At 71.1% G+C, this 18,122-nt stretch carries 16 protein-coding genes; 6 read left to right on the forward strand and 10 right to left on the reverse strand.

All coding sequences use genetic code 11. The annotated features are described in order from the left end of the window. Positions 1-76: 76 nt before the first annotated feature. From AB0M16_RS27120 to coxB, 3 genes are read right to left on the reverse strand one after another with little or no spacing between them, the layout of a single operon-like run. Positions 77-475, reverse strand: coding sequence for a cytochrome c oxidase subunit 4 (locus AB0M16_RS27120; RefSeq protein WP_365347325.1), 399 nt, complete (start codon positions 473-475; stop codon positions 77-79). Further along, positions 472-2,208, reverse strand: coding sequence for a cytochrome c oxidase subunit I (ctaD, locus tag AB0M16_RS27125; protein ID WP_365347327.1), 1,737 nt, complete (start codon positions 2,206-2,208; stop codon positions 472-474). The genes AB0M16_RS27120 and ctaD overlap by 4 nt, the downstream gene beginning before the upstream one ends. Beyond that, the gene (gene coxB / locus AB0M16_RS27130) at positions 2,205-3,170 is read right to left on the reverse strand and encodes a cytochrome c oxidase subunit II (protein ID WP_365347329.1); all 966 of its coding nucleotides are present in this window, start codon (positions 3,168-3,170) and stop codon (positions 2,205-2,207) included. Before coxB ends, ctaD begins: the two co-directional genes overlap by 4 nt. Before the next feature lie 278 nt (positions 3,171-3,448). On the opposite strand from coxB, the gene AB0M16_RS27135 reads away from it, so the two are divergent. Beyond that, positions 3,449-4,834 (forward strand): aminotransferase class V-fold PLP-dependent enzyme, encoded by a 1,386-nt coding sequence (locus tag AB0M16_RS27135; protein WP_365347331.1) that lies wholly within the window; start codon positions 3,449-3,451, stop codon positions 4,832-4,834. A 170-nt stretch (positions 4,835-5,004) separates the two neighbouring features. Here AB0M16_RS27135 and AB0M16_RS27140 read toward each other — a convergent pair whose 3' ends face one another. Continuing rightward, positions 5,005-5,979, reverse strand: coding sequence for a carbohydrate kinase family protein (locus tag AB0M16_RS27140; RefSeq protein WP_365347333.1), 975 nt, complete (start codon positions 5,977-5,979; stop codon positions 5,005-5,007). A gap of 131 nt (positions 5,980-6,110) precedes the next feature. Between AB0M16_RS27140 and AB0M16_RS27145 the strand changes: the two genes are divergently transcribed. Then, a complete protein-coding gene (locus AB0M16_RS27145; RefSeq protein ID WP_365347335.1) occupies positions 6,111-6,317 on the forward strand; it encodes a hypothetical protein in 207 nt (68 codons plus the stop codon). A gap of 85 nt (positions 6,318-6,402) precedes the next feature. Beyond that, a complete protein-coding gene (locus AB0M16_RS27150; protein ID WP_365347337.1) occupies positions 6,403-7,875 on the forward strand; it encodes a hypothetical protein in 1,473 nt (490 codons plus the stop codon). A gap of 91 nt (positions 7,876-7,966) precedes the next feature. Here AB0M16_RS27150 and AB0M16_RS27155 read toward each other — a convergent pair whose 3' ends face one another. Then, the gene (locus AB0M16_RS27155) at positions 7,967-8,323 is read right to left on the reverse strand and encodes an iron-sulfur cluster assembly accessory protein (protein ID WP_018848827.1); all 357 of its coding nucleotides are present in this window, start codon (positions 8,321-8,323) and stop codon (positions 7,967-7,969) included. Between the two features lie 236 nt (positions 8,324-8,559). Here AB0M16_RS27155 and nadA point away from each other — a divergent pair, with 236 nt between their 5' ends. After that, complete coding sequence (gene nadA / locus AB0M16_RS27160) at positions 8,560-9,747, forward strand: quinolinate synthase NadA (RefSeq protein ID WP_365347339.1); 1,188 nt, start codon at positions 8,560-8,562, stop codon at positions 9,745-9,747. Between the two features lie 72 nt (positions 9,748-9,819). On the opposite strand, the gene AB0M16_RS27165 is transcribed toward nadA, so the two are convergent. The 5 genes from AB0M16_RS27165 to AB0M16_RS27185 form a co-directional block, all read right to left on the reverse strand. Then, positions 9,820-12,969, reverse strand: coding sequence for an efflux RND transporter permease subunit (locus AB0M16_RS27165; RefSeq protein ID WP_365347341.1), 3,150 nt, complete (start codon positions 12,967-12,969; stop codon positions 9,820-9,822). A 160-nt stretch (positions 12,970-13,129) separates the two neighbouring features. Continuing rightward, positions 13,130-13,852, reverse strand: coding sequence for a response regulator transcription factor (locus tag AB0M16_RS27170; protein ID WP_365347343.1), 723 nt, complete (start codon positions 13,850-13,852; stop codon positions 13,130-13,132). Further along, positions 13,849-15,081 carry a sensor histidine kinase gene (locus AB0M16_RS27175; RefSeq protein WP_365347345.1) on the reverse strand — a complete coding sequence of 411 codons (1,233 nt, stop codon included), beginning with the start codon at positions 15,079-15,081 and terminating at the stop codon, positions 13,849-13,851. The genes AB0M16_RS27170 and AB0M16_RS27175 overlap by 4 nt, the downstream gene beginning before the upstream one ends. Positions 15,082-15,333: 252 nt before the next feature. After that, on the reverse strand, positions 15,334-15,612 hold the full coding sequence (locus tag AB0M16_RS27180; protein ID WP_365347347.1) for a hypothetical protein: 279 nt from the start codon (positions 15,610-15,612) through the stop codon (positions 15,334-15,336). Positions 15,613-15,633: 21 nt separating this feature from the next. After that, complete coding sequence (locus tag AB0M16_RS27185; RefSeq protein ID WP_365347349.1) at positions 15,634-16,431, reverse strand: PspA/IM30 family protein; 798 nt, start codon at positions 16,429-16,431, stop codon at positions 15,634-15,636. A 248-nt stretch (positions 16,432-16,679) separates the two neighbouring features. Here AB0M16_RS27185 and AB0M16_RS27190 point away from each other — a divergent pair, with 248 nt between their 5' ends. Together AB0M16_RS27190 and AB0M16_RS27195 are read left to right on the forward strand one after the other, a co-directional pair. After that, entirely contained in the window at positions 16,680-17,282 is a 603-nt protein-coding gene (locus AB0M16_RS27190; protein WP_365347351.1) for a DUF3043 domain-containing protein, read from the forward strand. A gap of 26 nt (positions 17,283-17,308) precedes the next feature. Then, positions 17,309-18,103: a methyltransferase domain-containing protein gene (locus AB0M16_RS27195; protein WP_365347353.1), complete on the forward strand. Its 795-nt coding sequence runs from the start codon at positions 17,309-17,311 to the stop codon at positions 18,101-18,103. Positions 18,104-18,122: the final 19 nt, after the last annotated feature.

Consider the following 18,122-nt stretch of genomic DNA (forward strand, 5'->3'; position numbering starts at 1 on the left):
CGAGCGCATGCAAACGAGGGGCCCGGTCACCTCGGCTGCGAAGTGACCGGGCCCCTCGGGGTGTTGCGGGGTGCTGCTACTGGTTCTGGTTCTCACCGCGGTAGAACTCGAACACCCAGCCGAAGATGCCGACCAGGATCAGCGGGGCGGAGAAGTACATGATCCACCACCCCATCGCGATACCGAGGAAGGCGAGCGCACCGCCGACGGCCAGCGAGAGCGGCTGCCAGCTGTGGGGGGCGAAGAAGCCCACCTCGCCGGCCTCGTCCGCGACGTCGGCCTCCTTGTCGTCCTGCGCCATGGCGTCGACCCGCTTGGCCGTGAAGGCCAGGTAGTAGCCGATCATGATGCAGAGGGCGAACGCCAGGAACAGCGCCGTCGTACCGACCGGCTCCTTCGACCACACGCCATAGAGCACTGCCATGGCGAGGACGAAGACGCTCAGCCAGATGAACATCTTGCCCTGGATCTTCACTTGCCGGCCTCCTTGCCGCCGCTGAGGGCCGCCACCTCGTGAGGCTTGTTCTCGAGCTGGTCGAGAGCCGCGATCTCCGGGTAGTGCAGGTCGAACGCCGGGGATTCGGAACGGATCCGCGGCAGGGTGAGGAAGTTGTGCCGCGGCGGCGGGCAGGACGTCGCCCACTCGAGCGAACGGCCGTAGCCCCACGGGTCGTCGACCTCGATCTTCTTGCCGTACTTGGCGGTCTTCCAGACGTTGTAGAAGAACGGCAGGATCGACATGCCGAGCAGGAACGACGAGATCGTCGAGATCGTGTTCAGCGTGGTGAAGCCGTCGGCGTCCAGGTAGTCCGCGTAACGGCGCGGCATGCCCTCGGCACCCAGCCAGTGCTGCACCAGGAACGTGCCGTGGAAGCCGATGAACAGCGTCCAGAAGGTGATCTTGCCGAGGCGCTCGTCCAGCATCTTGCCGGTGAACTTCGGCCACCAGAAGTGGAAGCCGGAGAACATCGCGAACACGACGGTGCCGAAGACGACGTAGTGGAAGTGCGCCACCACGAAGTACGAGTCGGAGATGTGGAAGTCCATCGGGGGCGAGGCCAGGATGACGCCGGTCAGACCACCGAAGGTGAAGGTGATCAGGAAGCCGACGGCCCACAGCATCGGGGTCTCGAAGGACAGCGAGCCCTTCCACATCGTTCCGATCCAGTTGAAGAACTTCACGCCGGTCGGAACGGCGATGAGGAACGTCATGAAGGAGAAGAACGGGAGGAGCACGCCACCGGTGACGTACATGTGGTGCGCCCACACGGTCACGGACAGACCGGCGATCGCGATCGTCGCGGCGACCAGACCGATGTAGCCGAACATCGGCTTACGGCTGAAGACCGGGATGACCTCGGAGATGATGCCGAAGAACGGCAGGGCGATGATGTACACCTCGGGGTGTCCGAAGAACCAGAAGAGGTGTTGCCACAGCAGGGCGCCGCCGTTGGCCGCGTCGAAGACGTGGGCACCGAACTTGCGGTCCGCCTCCAGGGCGAACAGCGCGGCCGCCAGGACCGGGAAGGCCAGCAGGACCAGGACACCGGTCAGCAGCACGTTCCAGGTGAAGATCGGCATGCGGAACATCGTCATGCCCGGAGCGCGCATGCAGATGATCGTGGTGATGAAGTTGACCGAACCGAGGATCGTGCCGAAGCCGGAGAAGGCCAGACCCATGATCCACATGTCCGCGCCGACACCCGGCGAGCGGACGGCGTCCGACAGCGGGGAGTAGGCGAACCAGCCGAAGTCGGCGGCACCCTGCGGGGTGAGGAAGCCGGCCACGGCGATGATCGAGCCGAAGAGGTACAGCCAGTAGGCGAACATGTTCAGCCGCGGGAACGCCACGTCGGGCGCGCCGATCTGCAGCGGCATGATCCAGTTCGCGAAACCGGCGAACAGCGGCGTCGCGAACATCAGCAGCATGATCGTGCCGTGCATCGTGAACGCCTGGTTGAACTGCTCGTTCGACATGATCTGCGTACCCGGACGGGCCAGCTCGGCGCGCATGAAGAGCGCCATGAGACCGCCGATGCAGAAGAAGGCGAACGACGTGACCAGGTACATCGTGCCGATGGTCTTGTGGTCGGTGGTCGTCAGCCACTTCACCACGACGTTGCCGGGCTGCTTGCGGCGTACCGGGAGCTCGTTCTCGTACGAGTCCTCAGCCGCGGCCGCCCCGTGGGGTTCGTTGAGAATGCTCACAGCTTGTTCGTCTCCGCATTCCTGGCCGGGTCCGACTGCTCGATGCCAGCCGGGATGTAGCCGGTCTGCCCCTTCTCCGCCAGCTCCTTCAGGTGCTGCTGGTAGCGCTCCGGGGAGACCACCTTGACGTTGAAGAGCATCCGGGAGTGGTCGACACCGCAGAGCTCGGCGCACTTGCCGAGGAAGGTGCCTTCCTGGGTCGGGGTGACCTCGAAGGCGTTGGTGTGACCCGGAATGACGTCCTGCTTCATGAGGAAGGGGACCACCCAGAAGGAGTGGATGACGTCACGCGAGGTCAGGACGAAACGGACCTTCTCGCCCTTGGGCAGCCACAGGGTCGGACCCGGGTTGCCGGTCTGCGGGTTCCGGTCGCCCGGGATGCCGGCGTCGTAGACGCCACCGGCGTTCGCCGGGAAGTCGTCCTTGTACTTGTCCGGAATGGCCGCGAGGTTCGGAGCCTTCTGGGCGTCGCCGGGCACACCGGGCACGTTCTCGATGTAGTTGAAGCCCCAGCTCCACTGGTAGCCGACCACGTTGATGGTGTGGGCGGGCTTGGGAGCAAGAGAGAGGAGCTTCGACTCGTCGCGCGCGGTGAAGTAGAAGAGCACCGAGACGATGATGAGCGGGGTGACCGTGTACAGCGCCTCGATGGGCATGTTGTAACGGGTCTGCGGAGGTACCTCGACCTTGGTGCGGCTGCGCCGGTGGAAGATGGTGGCCCACAGGATCAGGCCCCACACCAGGACGCCGGTGGCGAGCGCAGCCGCCCACGAGCCCTGCCAGAGGGAGAGGATCGTGGGAGCCTCTTCCGTCACCGGGGTGGGCATACCAAGGCGGGGGAAGTCTTCCCAGTTGTACGAGCAGCCGGTGGCTGTCGCCAGGATCAGGCCCGCAGTCAGCACCTGCGGCAGCTTCCGCCGCATCGGGCGCCGCGACGAGCGGTCGGAGCCGTTGGGACTCACGTAGCGCCTTCCCGAGAGTCTCGGCCCGCGTTGGTCGGCCACGGCCGTCCGTCTCGCTGGTCGGTCGCCGCCCCGGCCGCGGGCAGGGGTTTGGATGTTTATGCGGACCAAACCCTACTGGACGCTATTTGGGGTCGCGCGGGGAGGGTGCCCAACGCGCCGTCCGAGTCCCCGAAGGGGTGGACTCCTTCGTTCCGCGGGCGGCTTCCGGGGGGCCGATCGGCCGTGCGGGCGGGCCTTCTGACGGGCCCTTACGCAGCAGGCTCTACCGTGGGCGGATGCCGTACTTCGACGCCGCCAGCGCGGCTCCGCTGCACCCCGTCGCCCGCCAGGCGCTGCTCGCCTCCCTGGACGAGGGCTGGGCGGATCCCGCCCGGCTCTACCGGGAGGGGCGGCGGGCCCGGCTGATGCTGGACGCGGCGCGGGAGGCCGCGGCGGAGGCCGTGGGGTGCCGCCCGGACGAGCTCGTCTTCACCCCTTCGGGGACGCGCGCTGTTCACGCCGGGATCGCCGGGGCGCTCGCGGGCCGTCGGCGTGTCGGGGACCGGCTCGTGGTGTCCGCGGTCGAGCACTCCTCCGTGCTGCACGCCGGCGAGGCGTTCGCCGCGGCCGGCGGGACGGTGACCGAGGTGCCGGTGGGGCGGACCGGGGCGGTCGACCCGGCGGCCTTCGCGGCGGCCCTCGACTCCCGTACCGCGCTCGCCTGCCTGCAGTCCGCCAACCACGAGGTGGGCACCGAGCAGCCGGTGGCCGAGGTCGCGGCGGCCTGCCGGGCGGCCGGGGTGCCGCTCCTGGTGGACGCGGCGCAGTCGCTCGGCTGGGGGCCGGTGCCAAAGGGCTGGTCGCTGCTCGCGGCGAGCGCGCACAAGTGGGGCGGCCCCGCGGGGGTGGGTCTGCTCGCCGTGCGCAAGGGTGTCCGGTTCGCCCCGCAAGGCCCGTCGGACGAGCGGGAGTCGGGTCGGGCCCCCGGCTTCGAGAACCTGCCGGCGATCGTGGCGGCGGCCGCCTCGCTGCGCGCCGTACGGGCGGAGGCGGCGGCCGAAGCGGCGCGCCTGCGGGGGCTGGTGGAGCGGATCCGGGCGCGGGTGCCGGAGCTGGTGCCGGACGTGGAGGTGGTGGGCGACCCGGTGCGCCGGCTCCCCCATCTCGTCACCTTCTCCTGTCTCTATGTCGACGGGGAGACGTTGCTGGCCGAGCTGGACCGGGAGGGTTTCTCCGTTTCGTCCGGTTCGTCGTGCACGAGTTCGACACTGACACCCAGCCATGTGCTGCGCGCGATGGGAGTGCTGAGCGAGGGCAACGTCCGCGTGTCGCTCCCGGCGGGCACCTCGGAGGAGGACGTGGACCGCTTCCTCACGGTCCTGCCGGGCGTCGTCGGTGCCGTACGCGACCGGCTCGGCGCCCCGCACCCGGCCGCCACGGCGTCCGGCGCGCCGGACGCCCTCGTGGTCGACGCCCTCGGCAAGCGCTGCCCGATCCCGGTCATCGAGCTGGCCAAGGTGATCGGCGACGTGCCGGTGGGCGGCACCGTCACCGTCCTCTCGGACGACGAGGCGGCCCGGCTCGACATCCCGGCCTGGTGCGAGATGCGCGGCCAGGAGTACGTGGGCGAGGAGCCGTCCCCGAAGGGCGGGACGGCGTACGTGGTGCGGCGGGCGGCGTAGTCCGGACGACGCACGCGGTGCGGCGAGCGGCGCGTTCCGGACGCCCGCGGGACGGCGTCCGGCCCGCCGGGACGCGCCGGAGCCCCGGGCGCGCGGCCCGGGGCTCCGGCGTACAGGTCCTCGACGGCCGGGCCACGGGGCCCGGGCCTCGCGAGGCGGCCGCGAGGGCGTCAGGCGAGGTGGGCCTGGACCTCGGCGGCGGCCTCGTCGCCGTACGCCTTGGTGAAGCGCTCCATGAAGTTGGCGCGGCGCAGGGTGTACTCCTGGGTGCCCAGGGTCTCGATCACCAGGGTGGCGAGCATGCAGCCGACCTGGGCGGCGCGCTCCAGGCCGACGCCCCAGGCGAGACCGGTCAGGAAGCCGGCCCGGAAGGCGTCGCCGACGCCGGTCGGGTCGACCTTGGCCTCCTCGTCCGGGCAGCCGACCTCGATCGGGTCGTCGCCGACCCGCTCGATGCGCACGCCGCGCGAGCCGAGGGTGGTGACCCGGTGGCCGACGCGGCCGAGGATCTCCTGCTCGGTCCAGCCGGTCTTCGACTCGATGAGGCCCTTCTCGTACTCGTTCGAGAAGAGGTAGGTCGCACCGTCGAGCAGCGTGCGGATCTCCTCTCCGTCCATGCGCGCGATCTGCTGCGAGAAGTCGGCCGCGAAGGGGATCTCGCGGGTCCGGCACTCCTCGGTGTGGCGCAGCATGGCCTCCGGGTCGTCGGCTCCGATGAGGACCAGGTCGAGGCCGCCCACGCGGTCGGCGACGGCCTTCAGCTCGATGAGCCGGGCCTCGCTCATGGCGCCGGTGTAGAAGGAGCCGATCTGGTTGTGGTCCTTGTCCGTGGTGCACACGAAGCGGGCGGTGTGCAGGACCTCGGAGATGCGGACGGAACCGGTGTCCACGCCGTGCCGGTCGAGCCAGGCGCGGTACTCGTCGAAGTCGAAGCCGGCCGCGCCGACCAGGATCGGCCTGCCGCCGAGCTGTCCCATGCCGAAGGAGATGTTCGCCGCGACGCCACCCCGGCGCACGTCGAGGTTGTCGACGAGGAACGACAGGGAGACCGTGTGGAGCTGGTCCGCCACGAGCTGGTCGGCGAACCGGCCCGGGAAGGTCATGAGGTGGTCGGTGGCGATGGAGCCGGTGACTGCGATACGCACGGCTGGGCGCTCCTGCGGGGATGACGGCATTGACAGTTCACGCTACCGGCTGCGAGCGCGGAAGCCGAACAGGGGAAACTACCCCAGAGTAGGGCTTTTCTCCGAAGGCGGAGCGTGCGTACGGTGCCGCCATGACCCAGTACCCCGCTCCTCGTGAGCCCCAGGAGTCCGAGTTCAGCCTCGCCGAGCTGTGCGGAGACAGCGCGCGGATGGCCCCGCACTGGGTGATCCCGTCCGAGCCGGTGGCCGCCCCCGTGTCCCCCGCGCTGATCCACGGCGTGGACGTGCCGGCCGATTCGGCCCGGCTGATCGCGGCCACCTCCGAGTACGGAGTCTGAGGACACCGCACACGGAACCGATCGCGCGCCGCTCCCGTCCCAGGGGTGTCTTCCGCAGGGATGCCACGGTCTGGAGGAGCGCGCGGTGAGCAGCAGTACGGAGAACGGGCCCAGGAAGCGCGGTCCGCTCCTGGTCGCCTCGGTGGCGGCGGGAGTGCTCCTCGTGGGCGGTGGGGGCGTGTACTACGCCGCCACGGCCTCGGGTGACGGCGGTGGCGGCGACAGCGCGGTGCAGGACGCGCCCGCCGCTCCCCCGCCGCTGCGCCTGGGCGAGCAGGGTGGCGGTACGGGGATCGCACCGGGCGAACCCGACCCGGGCGGTGATCCCGCCGGGACCGTCTACAAGGCCAAGGGCCCCCTCCCCCCTGGGCCCTCCTCGGCCGCGGTCCACCGGCCCGAGGGCCGGGTCACCGCGGCAGAGGTGACCCGGCTGGCAACGGCCCTCGGCCTCACGGGCACCCCTCGGCTGGTGGGCGAGGTGTGGCAGCTGGCCCCGGAGAAGGACGGCTCGGGACTGCGCCTGGACGTGTCGGCGAAGGCGCCGGGCAGCTGGACCTTCAGCCGGTACGAGGGCGGCCCGGTGGGCGACACCTGCCTGAAGGGCAAGGCCTGTCCGCCGCCCGGTGAGGCGAAGCCCTCGCGCGGCGGCTCCCCGGTCGGCGAGGCGGCGGCGAAGGCGGCCGTGGCGCCGGTCCTCAAGGCCATCGGCCAGGACGACGCGAAGCTCGACGCGCGCCAGGTCATGAACGGCTCGGAGCGGGTGGTCAACGCCGATCCGGTGGTGGGCGGCCTGCCCACGTACGGCTGGTCGACCGGGATCCACGTGGGCCCCGACGGCTCCCTGGTGGCCGGCAGCGGCCGGCTGAAGGAGCCCGCGAAGGGCGACACGTATCCGGTGATCGGCGCGAAGAAGGCGCTGGCCGAGCTGAACGAGGACGCGAAGGGCGCCGGGCCGATCGGGATCGGCGGCTGTGCCACCGACCCGCCGGCGGGCACGGCGGAGCGCCCCGGCGGCAAGCCGGGCGGAAATCCGGACGCACCCTGTCAGGTCGTGGTGGACCCCGCGCCGCCGCACGAGGTGGCGGTCACGGGCGCGGTCTTCGGTCTGGCCGCGCAGTACGTGGACGGCGAGCAGGCGCTCGTGCCGGCGTGGCTGTTCACGGCCCGCGGCGAGGCGCCCGGCAGCAGGCCCTACACGGTGGTGCGGACGGCGGTGGACGCGAAGTACCTGGTGCCGCCGGCGAAGCCGACCCCCTCCCCCACGCCGACGCCGAACCAGGGCACGGCTCCCGTGCGGCAGATCTCCTCGTTCACGACGGACGCGAGCGGCCGGAAGCTGTCGGTGACGTTCTGGGGCGGGGCGTGCAGCACGTACACCGTGACGGCCGAGGAGTCCGCGCGGCAGGTCGTGGTGCGGGTGAAGGAGACGCCGACGGAACCGGGCCGGGCCTGCATCATGATCGCCCTCGAGGTCACGAGGACGGTGACCCTGCAGGCACCGCTGGGCGACCGGCCGGTGGTGGACGGGGCGAGCGACCAGGCCGTGCCGCGGCAGTGAGCCCGCCTCGGCGCTGAACGCGCGTGAGGGCGGCGCCCGGGGATCCGGGTGCCGCCCTCACGCGTGCGTCGGGCTCCGGGGAGCCTCAGGCCTAGCTGAAGCTGTCGCCGCAGGCGCAGGAGCCCGTGGCGTTCGGGTTGTCGATCGTGAAGCCCTGCTTCTCGATGGTGTCGACGAAGTCGATCGAGGCGCCGCCCAGGTAGGGAGCGCTCATGCGGTCGGTGACGACCTTCACGCCGTCGAAGTCCTTGACGACGTCGCCGTCGAGCGAGCGCTCGTCGAAGAACAGCTGGTAACGCAGGCCGGAGCAGCCACCGGGCTGAACGGCGACGCGCAGCGCCAGGTCGTCACGGCCCTCCTGGTCGAGCAGGGCCTTGACCTTGGCCGCGGCGGCGTCGGACAGGAGGATGCCGTCGCTGACAGTGGTCTTCTCGTCCGATACGGACATCTGCTTCTCTCCCGGGTTGGTACGGAGACTGCTTGCCGACGGTTGCAACCGGCGGGGCCGCGGATTCATTCCGGGCCGAGGCGTGTCTTTCCCTTTCATGCTCGCACACCGTGTCCACAGACGCGGAAGGCGAATTCGTCACATCGACACTATGGACATCGTCAAAGTGACGTGAACCGGTTATGATAGATAGCGTCATTTAGACGAAAAGGCTTGTCGAGCTCACTGTAGAAAGGGTGCGTGACGTGACCACCGCCCAGCCCCTGGACGTCCAGCCGACGCCGCTCGCCCTTCTCCTGCTCGGCCGGGAGGCCGACCCCAAGAGCGAGCGCGGCGTGGAGTGCCCCGGCGACCTGCCGTCGCCGTCCGACCCCGACCTGGTCGAGCGCGCCCGCGCCGCCAAGGAGAAGCTCGGGGACAAGGTCTTCGTCCTCGGGCACCACTACCAGCGTGACGAGGTCATCCAGTTCGCCGACGTCACCGGCGACTCCTTCAAGCTCGCGCGCGACGCGGCCGCCAAGCCGGAGGCCGAGTACATCGTCTTCTGCGGCGTGCACTTCATGGCCGAGTCGGCGGACATCCTGACCACCGACGACCAGAAGGTGGTCCTGCCGGACCTCGCCGCGGGCTGCTCGATGGCCGACATGGCCACCGCCGAGCAGGTCGCCGAGTGCTGGGACGTGCTGACCGAGGCCGGTGTCGCCGAGCAGGTCGTGCCCGTCTCGTACATGAACTCCTCCGCCGACATCAAGGCCTTCACGGGCAAGCACGGCGGCACCATCTGCACCTCGTCGAACGCGAAGAAGGCCCTGGACTGGGCCTTCGAGCAGGGCGAGAAGGTGCTCTTCCTGCCGGACCAGCACCTGGGCCGCAACACCGCCGTCCGCGACATGGGCATGTCCCTGGACGACTGCGTGGTCTACAACCCGCACAAGCCGAACGGCGGCCTGACCGCCGAGGAGCTGCGCGGCGCGAAGATGATCCTGTGGCGGGGCCACTGCTCGGTGCACGGCCGCTTCAGCCTGGACTCGGTCAACGACGTGCGCGAGCGCATCCCGGGCGTGAACGTGCTCGTCCACCCCGAGTGCAAGCACGAGGTCGTGGCCGCGGCGGACTACGTGGGCTCCACGGAGTACATCATCAAGGCCCTGGAGGCGGCCCCGGCCGGCTCGAAGTGGGCCATCGGCACCGAGCTGAACCTGGTCCGCCGCCTGGCGAACCGGTTCGCCGCCGAGGACAAGGAGATCGTCTTCCTCGACAAGACGGTCTGCTTCTGCTCGACCATGAACCGGATCGACCTGCCGCACCTGGTGTGGACCCTGGAGTCCCTGGCCGAGGGCAACCTGGTCAACCAGATCCAGGTCGACAAGGAGACCGAGTCCTTCGCCAAGCTCGCCCTGGAGCGGATGCTGGCTCTGCCGTAACGATTCATCGGTACGGACACACGGAAGGGGCGCCCCACGAGTGCGGGGCGCCCCTTCGTCATGCCGTACGGATCACAGGTCCAGGGCGTCCAGGAGCGTGGCGTCCGCCGGGGTGACGTCCGGCTGCTCCGGGTTGATCGTGCCGTCGCCCTTCTTCGCCTTCTTCTTCGCCGCCTTCTTCTTCGCGCGGCGCTCCTTGCGGAGCTCCACCATCGCGTAGAGCGTCGGGACGAGCAGGAGGGTCAGCAGCGTCGAGGTGATCAGACCGCCGATCACGACCACGGCCAGCGGCTTGGCGATGAAGCCGCCCTCGCCGGTGACGCCGAGCGCCATCGGGAGCAGCGCGAAGATCGTCGCCAGGGCCGTCATGAGGATCGGACGGAGCCGGTGCCGGCCGCCCTCGATCACCGCCTCGACCACGCCCAGGCCCTGGGCCCGGTACTGGTTGATCAGGTCGATCAGGACGATCGCGTTGGTGACCACGATGCCGATCAGCATCAGCATGCCGATCATCGCCGGGACGCCCATGGCCGTGCCGGTCGCGACCAGCAGGCCGATGGCGCCGGTCGCCGCGAACGGGATGGAGACCAGCAGGATCAGCGGCTGGACCAGCGACCGGAAGGTCGCGACCAGCAGCATGAAGACGATCGCGACGGCCGCGAGCATCGCCAGGGCCATGCTGCTCGCCGCCTCGGCCTGGTCCTCGGAGACACCGCCGACGGTGGCGGTGGCGCCCTCCGGGAGGTCGAGGCCGTTGAGCTTCGTCTGGAGCGCCGCGCTGACCTCGCCGGTGTTGTCCGTGGTCGGCTTGGCCGTGATCGTCGCCGCGCGGGCGCCGTCGATCCGGGTCATCGAGACCGGGCCGGGCACCAGCTCGACGGTGGCGACGTCGCCCAGCGTGACGGGGCCCAGGGGCAGCGCCTTCAGCTCGGCCAGGGTCGTGGCCGGCTTCGCCGAGGTGATCAGGACGTCCCGCTCGGTGTCGTCCAGGGTCGCCTTGGCGGCCGGGGTGCCGCGTACGGCCTGCGAGACGATCAGACCGAGGGTGGTGTCGTCGAAGCCCGCGTCGGCGGCCTTCGCGTTGGCCTTCACCGAGATCCGGGGCACCGACTGGGACAGGTCGCTCTGGACGTCGGTGACGTCCTTCAGCTCCGCCACCGCGTTCCGGACCTGCTCCGAGGCCTTCTTCAGGACGGCCGGGTCGCCGGCCTTGACGACGACGCTCAGGTCCTGGTTGCCGAAGCCGTCACCGGCCGCGATCGTGGTGTCGCCGATGCCGTCGAGCTTGCCGAGGGCCCCGTCGATCGCGTCGCGGGTCTCCTCGTACGAGGCTGAGTCCTCCAGGGTCACCTGGAAGGAGGCCTGGTTCGAGCCGGTGCCGCCGCCGAAGGCCGCCATGAAGCCGGAGGACCCGACGGTGACCTGGTAGTCCTTGACGCCCTTGGTGCCGGCGAGGACCTTCTCGACCTTCTTCGCGGCCTCGTCGGAGGCGGAGAGGCTGGTGCCGGGCGCCAGCTTCTGCTTGACCGTGAGGACCTGCTGCTCGCCCTGGTCGAAGAAGTTGGTCTTCAACAGCGGCGCCATGCCGAAGGTGACGACCAGGACCACGAGGGCGATGGCCAGGCTGGTGAGGCGGCGACGGGTCGCGAAGCGCAGCACCGGGACGTACGCGCGCTGCAGCCGGCTCCTGGTCTCCTTCTCCTCGGCCAGCCTGCGGGCCTCCTCCGGGTCCTCCGAGGTGCCCTTGGGGGCGCGCAGGAACCAGTACGAGAGGACCGGGACGACCGTCAGCGAGACCAGCAGCGAGGCGAGGAGGGCCGCCGTGACGGTCAGGCTGAAGGAGCCGAACAGCTCGCCGATCATGCCGCCGACCAGGCCGATCGGCAGGAAGACGGCGACGGTGGTGAGCGTCGAGGAGGTGACCGCGCCCGCGACCTCCTTGACCGCCGTGACGATCGCGGCCTCGCGCTCCTCGCCGTAGCCGAGGTGCCGCTTGATGTTCTCCAGGACCACGATCGAGTCGTCGACGACCCGGCCGATGGCGATGGTGAGCGCGCCGAGGGTCAGCACGTTCAGCGACAGGTCACGGGTCCACAGCACGATCAGGGCCAGGACGACCGAGAGCGGGATGGAGACCGCGGTGACCAGGGTGGAGCGCAGCGAGGCGAGGAAGACCAGGATGACCAGGACGGCCATGAGCAGGCCGAGCGCGCCCTCCGTGGTGAGCCCGGAGATGGACTTGGCGACGGCCGGACCCTGGTCGGAGACCACGGTCAGCTCGGCGCCCGCGCCGAGGTCCTTGCGCAGCTCCGGCAGCTTGTCCTTGACCGCGTCGGAGATGGCGACGGCGCTGCCGTCCTTGTCCATGGTGGCCATGACGGCGAGGCTGGGCTTGCCGTCGGTGCGGGTGATGGAGACGCGGCGCGACTCCTCCTGCTCGACGGTGGCGACGTCGCCGAGGCGGACCGCCCTGCCCCGCTCGGGCTTGATCCGCAGGTCCTCGATCTGCCGCAGCGAGGTGTAGCCGCCGCCGACCTGGACGGTGCGGCTCTTGCCGGCCTCGGAGAAGGCGCCGGCGGGCATCGTGCCGCCGCCGTTCCTGATCGCCTCGGCGAGCTTCATCGAGGTCAGGCCCGCCGCCGCGAGCTTGCGGTCGTCGGGCGTGACGGAGACCTGGAGGTCCTGCACACCGTCCACGGTGACCTGGGCGACTCCGTCGATGTCCTCCAGGACCGGGACGACGGTGCGCTCCAGCTGGTCGGCGAGGGCCTGCTGGTCCTTGTCCGAGGTGACGGCCAGGACGACGGTCGGGATGTCGTCGGTGGAACCGGCCACCACCTGGGGGTCGACCGAGTCGGGCAGCGAGGCCCGGGCCCGGTTGACGGCCTGCTGGACGTCGGCGACGAGCTGCTTGGTCCCCTCGTCCCCGTAGTCGAAGCTGGCCATGATGACGGCGCTGCCCTCGGAGGCGGTGGACGTGATGCCCTTGATGCCGTCGACGGCCTTGAGGTTGTTCTCCAGCGGCTGCACGACCTGCTTCTCGACCACGTCGGGCGAGGCGCCCTGGTACGGGGCGAGGATCGAGACCATCGGGAGCTCGATCGAGGGGAACAGCTGCTGCTTCAACTGCGGGATCGCGATGGCTCCGAAGAGCAGCGCGACGAGGGACATCAGCCCGATCAGGGCCCGTTGCGCGAGGCTGAATCTGGACAGCCAGGACATGGGGACTCTCTTCTGTGGCGTACTCGGCGGCCGGACACCCTCAGGGGCCCCCAGGGGTGTCCGCTTATACGATCAGCCACGGGAAGGGCCCGATCCTCGGCCCCCGGGCCCAAATCCTTATGCCGCGCATACCGCGTCTGGAGTACGCCGGACCCCCGGGTCACTCCACCCTTGGACGTACCAGTCCGGACTCGTAGGCCGTGACCACCAGTTGGGCCCGGTCCCGGGCGCCCAGCTTCGCCATCGTCCGGTTCACATGGGTCTTGACGGTCAGCGGGCTGACGTCGAGGCGCTCGGCGATCTCGTCGTTGGAGTGGCCGCCCGCCACGAGGACCAGGACCTCGCGCTCGCGCGCGGTCAGCGCCGTGAGGCGCTCCGAGTACGCCGGTCCCGTCCCGTCCTCGAGGTCGGCGCCGCCGCCCTGGGCGAGGAAGCTGGCGATCAGGCCCTTGGTCGCGGCCGGGGACAGCAGCGCCTCCCCCGCGTGCGCGACGCGGATGGCGCCGAGCAGCTCCTCCGGCTCCGCGCCCTTGCCGAGGAACCCGGAGGCCCCCGCGCGCAGCGACTGCACCACGTACTCGTCGACCTCGAAGGTCGTCAGCATCACGATCCGCACGTCGGACAGCTCCGGGTCAGCCGTGATCATGCGGGTCGCGGCCAGCCCGTCCGTGCCCGGCATCCGGATGTCCATCAGGACCACGTCGGCCCGGGTGGCGCGGGCCTGGGCCACCGCCTCCGCCCCGTCGGCTGCCTCGGCGACGACCTCCATGTCGGGCTCGGAGTTCACCAGGACCTTGAAGGCGCTGCGCAGCAGGGCCTGGTCGTCGGCGAGCAGCACCCTGATGGGCCGTGGCGACTCCGCTGTGCCGTCGGTCTCCGTCATGCCTCGTCCTCCCCCGTGCGGCCGGTCACGGGCAGTATCGCCTGCACGCGGAAGCCGCCCCCGTAGCGGGGTGCGGCGGTGAGCGTGCCGCCGAGGGCGGTCACCCGCTCGCGCATGCCGATCAGGCCGTGGCCGCCGCCGTCCACGTCCACGGGCGGCGTCTGCGGCGGGCCGTCGTCGAGCACGGTGACCTCCACGGTGCGGCCCACCCGCAGGACGCTCACCTCGGCCCGGGCGTCGGGGCCCGCGTGCTTGCGCACGTTGGTCAGCGCCTCCTGGATGATCCGGTACGCGGCGAGGTCGACGGCCGCGGGCAGCGGGCTGCCGCCGTCGGTGCGGGCCAGCTCGACCGGGAGCCCGGCGCTGCGGAAGGTGCCCAGCAGGTCGTCCAGCACGGCGAGGCCCGACACGGGCTCGGTCGGCGCCTCCGGGTCGCCCGACTGGCGCAGCAGCCCGACCGTGGCGCGCAGCTCGTCCAGGGCCGAGCGGGAGGCGGCGCGGACGTGCGCGAGTGCCTCCTTGGCCTGGTCGGGCCGCTTGTCCATGACGTGGGCGGCGACGCCGGCCTGCACGTTGACCAGGGCGATGTGATGGGCGACGACGTCGTGCAGATCGCGGGCGATCCGCAGCCGCTCCTCCGCCACCCGGCGCCGGGCCTCCTCCTCACGGGTCCGCTCGGCCCGCTCGGCGCGCTCCCGGATGGCGTCCACGAACGCCCGGCGGCTGCGCACCGCGTCCCCGGCCGCCGCGGCCATCCCCGTCCAGGCGAAGACGCCCAGGTTCTCCTGCGCGTACCAGGGCGTGGGGCCGAAGAGCATGGCGGCGCAGGTCAGCAGGGCCATGGTCGCGAGCCCGAGCCGCCAGGTGGTGGGCCGGTCGGTACGGGAGGCGACGGTGTACAGCGCCACGACGGCGGCCATGGCCACGGGCGCGGGCCGCTCGTCGCCGAGGAGCGCGACCAAGGACACGGTCGTCGTGAACACGAGCACGGGGATCGGCTGCCGGCGCCGGAACACCAGCGCGACGGCCCCGACGAGCATCACCACCACCGCGGTGCCACTGGGTGACCGGTCCCCGAACGTCGGCCCGTCGGGACTCCCCTGCGGGTCGGTGAAGGACGCGATGACCATCGCCACGAGCACGCAGAACGCCAGCGCCGTGTCGAAGGCGAGGGGGTGGTCCCGCAGGCGTTCCCGGCTCCGGGAGAGAAGGGTGCGGTCGGTCGTCACCCGGAGAACGGTACGGGGTGCGACGGAGCCCGTGGCGTCGCCTCGGCCCACAGCGGCACGCGGGGGCCGGGGAAGGGCTTGACCGGGCGGGGCCGGGCGGGCGGGCCAGCGGGGCCGGGCAGGGCCGGGCAGGGCCGGGCGGGGCCGGGCAGGGCCGGCGGGGCCGGGCAGGGCCGGCGGGGCCGGGCAGGGCCGGCGGGGCCGGGCCGAGGTGGTGGTCCCGGCCCGGGCGGCCTGTTCGCCCGCGGGGCGTCAGCCCGGAATGAGGCCGTCGTCGGAGAGCATCTGGCGGACCTCGTCGAGGGTCGCGTCAGGAGCCGGGAGGATCAGTTCGGAGGGTTCGAGGGCGTCGTCCGGCAGCGGCTCGCCGAGCCGCCGCACCGCGTCCAGCAGCGCGCCCAGCGTGCGCCGGAAGCCGGCCTCGTCCCCCGACTGCATCTCTGCGAGCAGCTCGTCGTCGAGCGTGTTCAGCTCGGCGAAGTGGCCGTCGGCCAGCCGGAACTGGCCCTCCCCCATGATCCGCACGATCATGACGCGTCCTCTTCCGGTCGCCTACTGCTTGTCGAAGCGGGGCTGGGACTGCTGCTGGTTCTGGCTCTGGGCGCTGCCGTTGCCGCCCTCGATCGCCTGCTGCTGCGCCGACGGTCCGCCGGCCAGCTCGGCCTTCATCCGCTGGAGCTCCAGCTCGACGTCCGTGCCGCCGGACAGCCGGTCGAGCTCGGCCTGGATGTCGTCCTTGGCCAGACCCGACTGGTCGTCGAGCGCGCCCGAGGCGAGCAGCTCGTCGATCGCTCCGGCCCGCGCCTGCAGCTGGGCGGTCTTGTCCTCGGCGCGCTGGATCGCCAGGCCGACGTCGCTCATCTCCTCCGAGATGCCGGAGAAGGACTCGGCGATCCTGGTCTGCGCCTGGGCGGCCGTGTACGTCGCCTTGATCGTCTCCTTCTTGGTGCGGAAGGCGTCGACCTTGGCCTGCAGCCGCTGCGCGGCGAGGGTGAGCTTCTCCTCCTCGCCCTGCAGGGTCTGGTGCTGCACCTCCAGGTCGCTGACCTGCTGCTGCAGCGCCGCCCGCCGGGACAGCGCCTCGCGCGCCAGGTCCTCACGGCCGAGTGCCAGCGCCTTGCGGCCCTGGTCCTCCAGCTTGGCGGACTGGCCCTGGAGCTGGTTCAGCTGCAGTTCGAGGCGCTTGCGGGAGGTCGCCACGTCGGCGACGCCCCGGCGCACCTTCTGCAGGAGCTCCAGCTGCTTCTGGTAGGAGTAATCGAGGGTCTCGCGCGGATCCTCGGCCCGGTCGAGGGCCTTGTTTGCCTTCGCGCGGAAGATCATCCCCATACGCTTCATCACACCGCTCATGGGCTTCGCGCGCCCCCTTCTGACGGACTCGGCTGCAGCTCTCCAACATGAACCACAGTACGGTTCATGACTCCATTACCGCACTGTTCGGGCCCCGATGTGCTCCTCCCCAAGGACGAGTGGGGATCACGCCCCCTCCCGCCCAAGGAGTAGGGAACCCCCGGTGGTACCGGCAAGGACGCAGGCCGTTAGCGGATCGTTCCCGCCGACGCTGGGGTCCATGCCGGGCACCACGTACCCTTGGCCTTGTGTTCCGTAGCCGTTCGAAGGATGAGAAGGCCCCCACCGACAAGGTGACGGCGGACCTCTCCAAGCAGCCCCGCGACCCCGAGGCCCCCAAGGGCCGACCGACCCCCAGGCGGAGCGACGCGCAGTCCCAGCGTCGCCGTGCGCAGTCCGCGCCGCTGGACCGCAAGGAGGCGATGAAGCGCCAGCGCGAAGCACGCCGCACGGACCTCGCCCGTCAGCGCGAGGCGCTGGCGAGCGGTGACGAGCGCTACCTGCCGGCCCGCGACAAGGGCCCGGTGCGTCGCTTCGTCCGTGACTTCGTCGACTCGCGCTTCGCGGTCGCCGAGTTCTTCCTGCCGATGGCCGTGGTGATCCTCGTGCTGTCGCTGTTCGGCAACACCAACCGCTCGCTGCAGAACATCTCGCTGCTGCTGTGGGCCGGTGTCATCGTGATGATCGTCATCGACTCGATCGGCATCACGATCCGCCTGCGCAAGCAGCTGAACCAGCGCTTCCCGAACGAGTCGAAGCGCGGCGCGGTCGCGTACGGCCTGATGCGCACGCTCCAGATGCGCCGGCTGCGGCTGCCGAAGCCGCAGGTCAAGCGCGGAGAGCGGCCCTGAGCGCGGAGACTCCGGGTTCGGGTGGGGTGCTGTCGGACGCGGGCGGACTTCCGGTCGTCGGCCACTGGCCGGTCGTGCCCGGCGGTCTGCGCGACACCGTCCGCCAGGAGCTCATCGCCCGCCAGCTCGACGAGCAGATAGCCGCGCGCTACCCGGTGGGGCAGCGGCTCCGGATCCTCGACGCGGGCATGGGGCAGGGCACCCAGGCCCTGCGTCTCGCCCGGGCCGGTCACACCGTGACCGGCCTGGAGGCCGACCCCGAGCTGCTGAAGGCCGCCCGCGAGTCGCTCGCGACCGAACCGGCCGGCATCCGTGAGCGGGTCCGGCTGCTCCAGGGCGACGGACGCGAGACCGGCGTGCACTTCCTGCCCGGCAGCTTCGACGTCGTCCTGTGCCACGGCGTCCTCATGTACGCCGACGAGCCCGACGCGCTGCTCGCCGGCCTGGCCCGGATGCTGGCCCCGGGCGGCCTGCTGTCCCTGGTGGTACGGAACGCGGAGGCCCTCGCGATGCGGCCGGGCCTCGCCGGGGACTGGGCGGGCGCGCTCACCGGCTTCGAGTCGGACGTGTACGCCGACCGCAACGGCACCAAGGTGCGGGCCGACCGGCTCGACGCGCTGACCACGACCCTCGCCGGGATCGCGGCGCCGCTGCACGCCTGGTACGGGGTGCGGGTCTTCACCGACGGCATCCCGGGCGACATCGGCCTGCCGGCCGCGGACGAACTGGACCGGCTGCTGACCGCCGAGGACCGGGCGGGCCGGACGGATCCGTACCGGCGGATCGCCGGGCTGCTGCACCTGTGCGGGGTCCGGGGCTGAACGCCCGGCGCGGGTGATC

Origin of the sequence: Streptomyces sp. NPDC051921 (genome assembly GCF_040680975.1) — a bacterium.
Classification (GTDB): domain Bacteria; phylum Actinomycetota; class Actinomycetes; order Streptomycetales; family Streptomycetaceae; genus Streptomyces.

Excerpts from the sequence above, each read along its gene's own strand:
- AB0M16_RS27145 (WP_365347335.1), top strand. The coding sequence starts at position 6,111 with ATGACCCAGTACCCCGCTCCTCGTGAGCCCCAGGAGTCCGAGTTCAGC.
- AB0M16_RS27185 (WP_365347349.1), bottom strand. The coding sequence starts at position 16,431 with ATGAGCGGTGTGATGAAGCGTATGGGGATGATCTTCCGCGCGAAGGCA.
- AB0M16_RS27170 (WP_365347343.1), bottom strand. The coding sequence starts at position 13,852 with ATGACGGAGACCGACGGCACAGCGGAGTCGCCACGGCCCATCAGGGTG.
- AB0M16_RS27180 (WP_365347347.1), bottom strand. The coding sequence starts at position 15,612 with ATGATCGTGCGGATCATGGGGGAGGGCCAGTTCCGGCTGGCCGACGGC.
- AB0M16_RS27165 (WP_365347341.1), bottom strand. The coding sequence starts at position 12,969 with ATGTCCTGGCTGTCCAGATTCAGCCTCGCGCAACGGGCCCTGATCGGG.
- AB0M16_RS27155 (WP_018848827.1), bottom strand. The coding sequence starts at position 8,323 with ATGTCCGTATCGGACGAGAAGACCACTGTCAGCGACGGCATCCTCCTG.
- AB0M16_RS27135 (WP_365347331.1), top strand. The coding sequence starts at position 3,449 with ATGCCGTACTTCGACGCCGCCAGCGCGGCTCCGCTGCACCCCGTCGCC.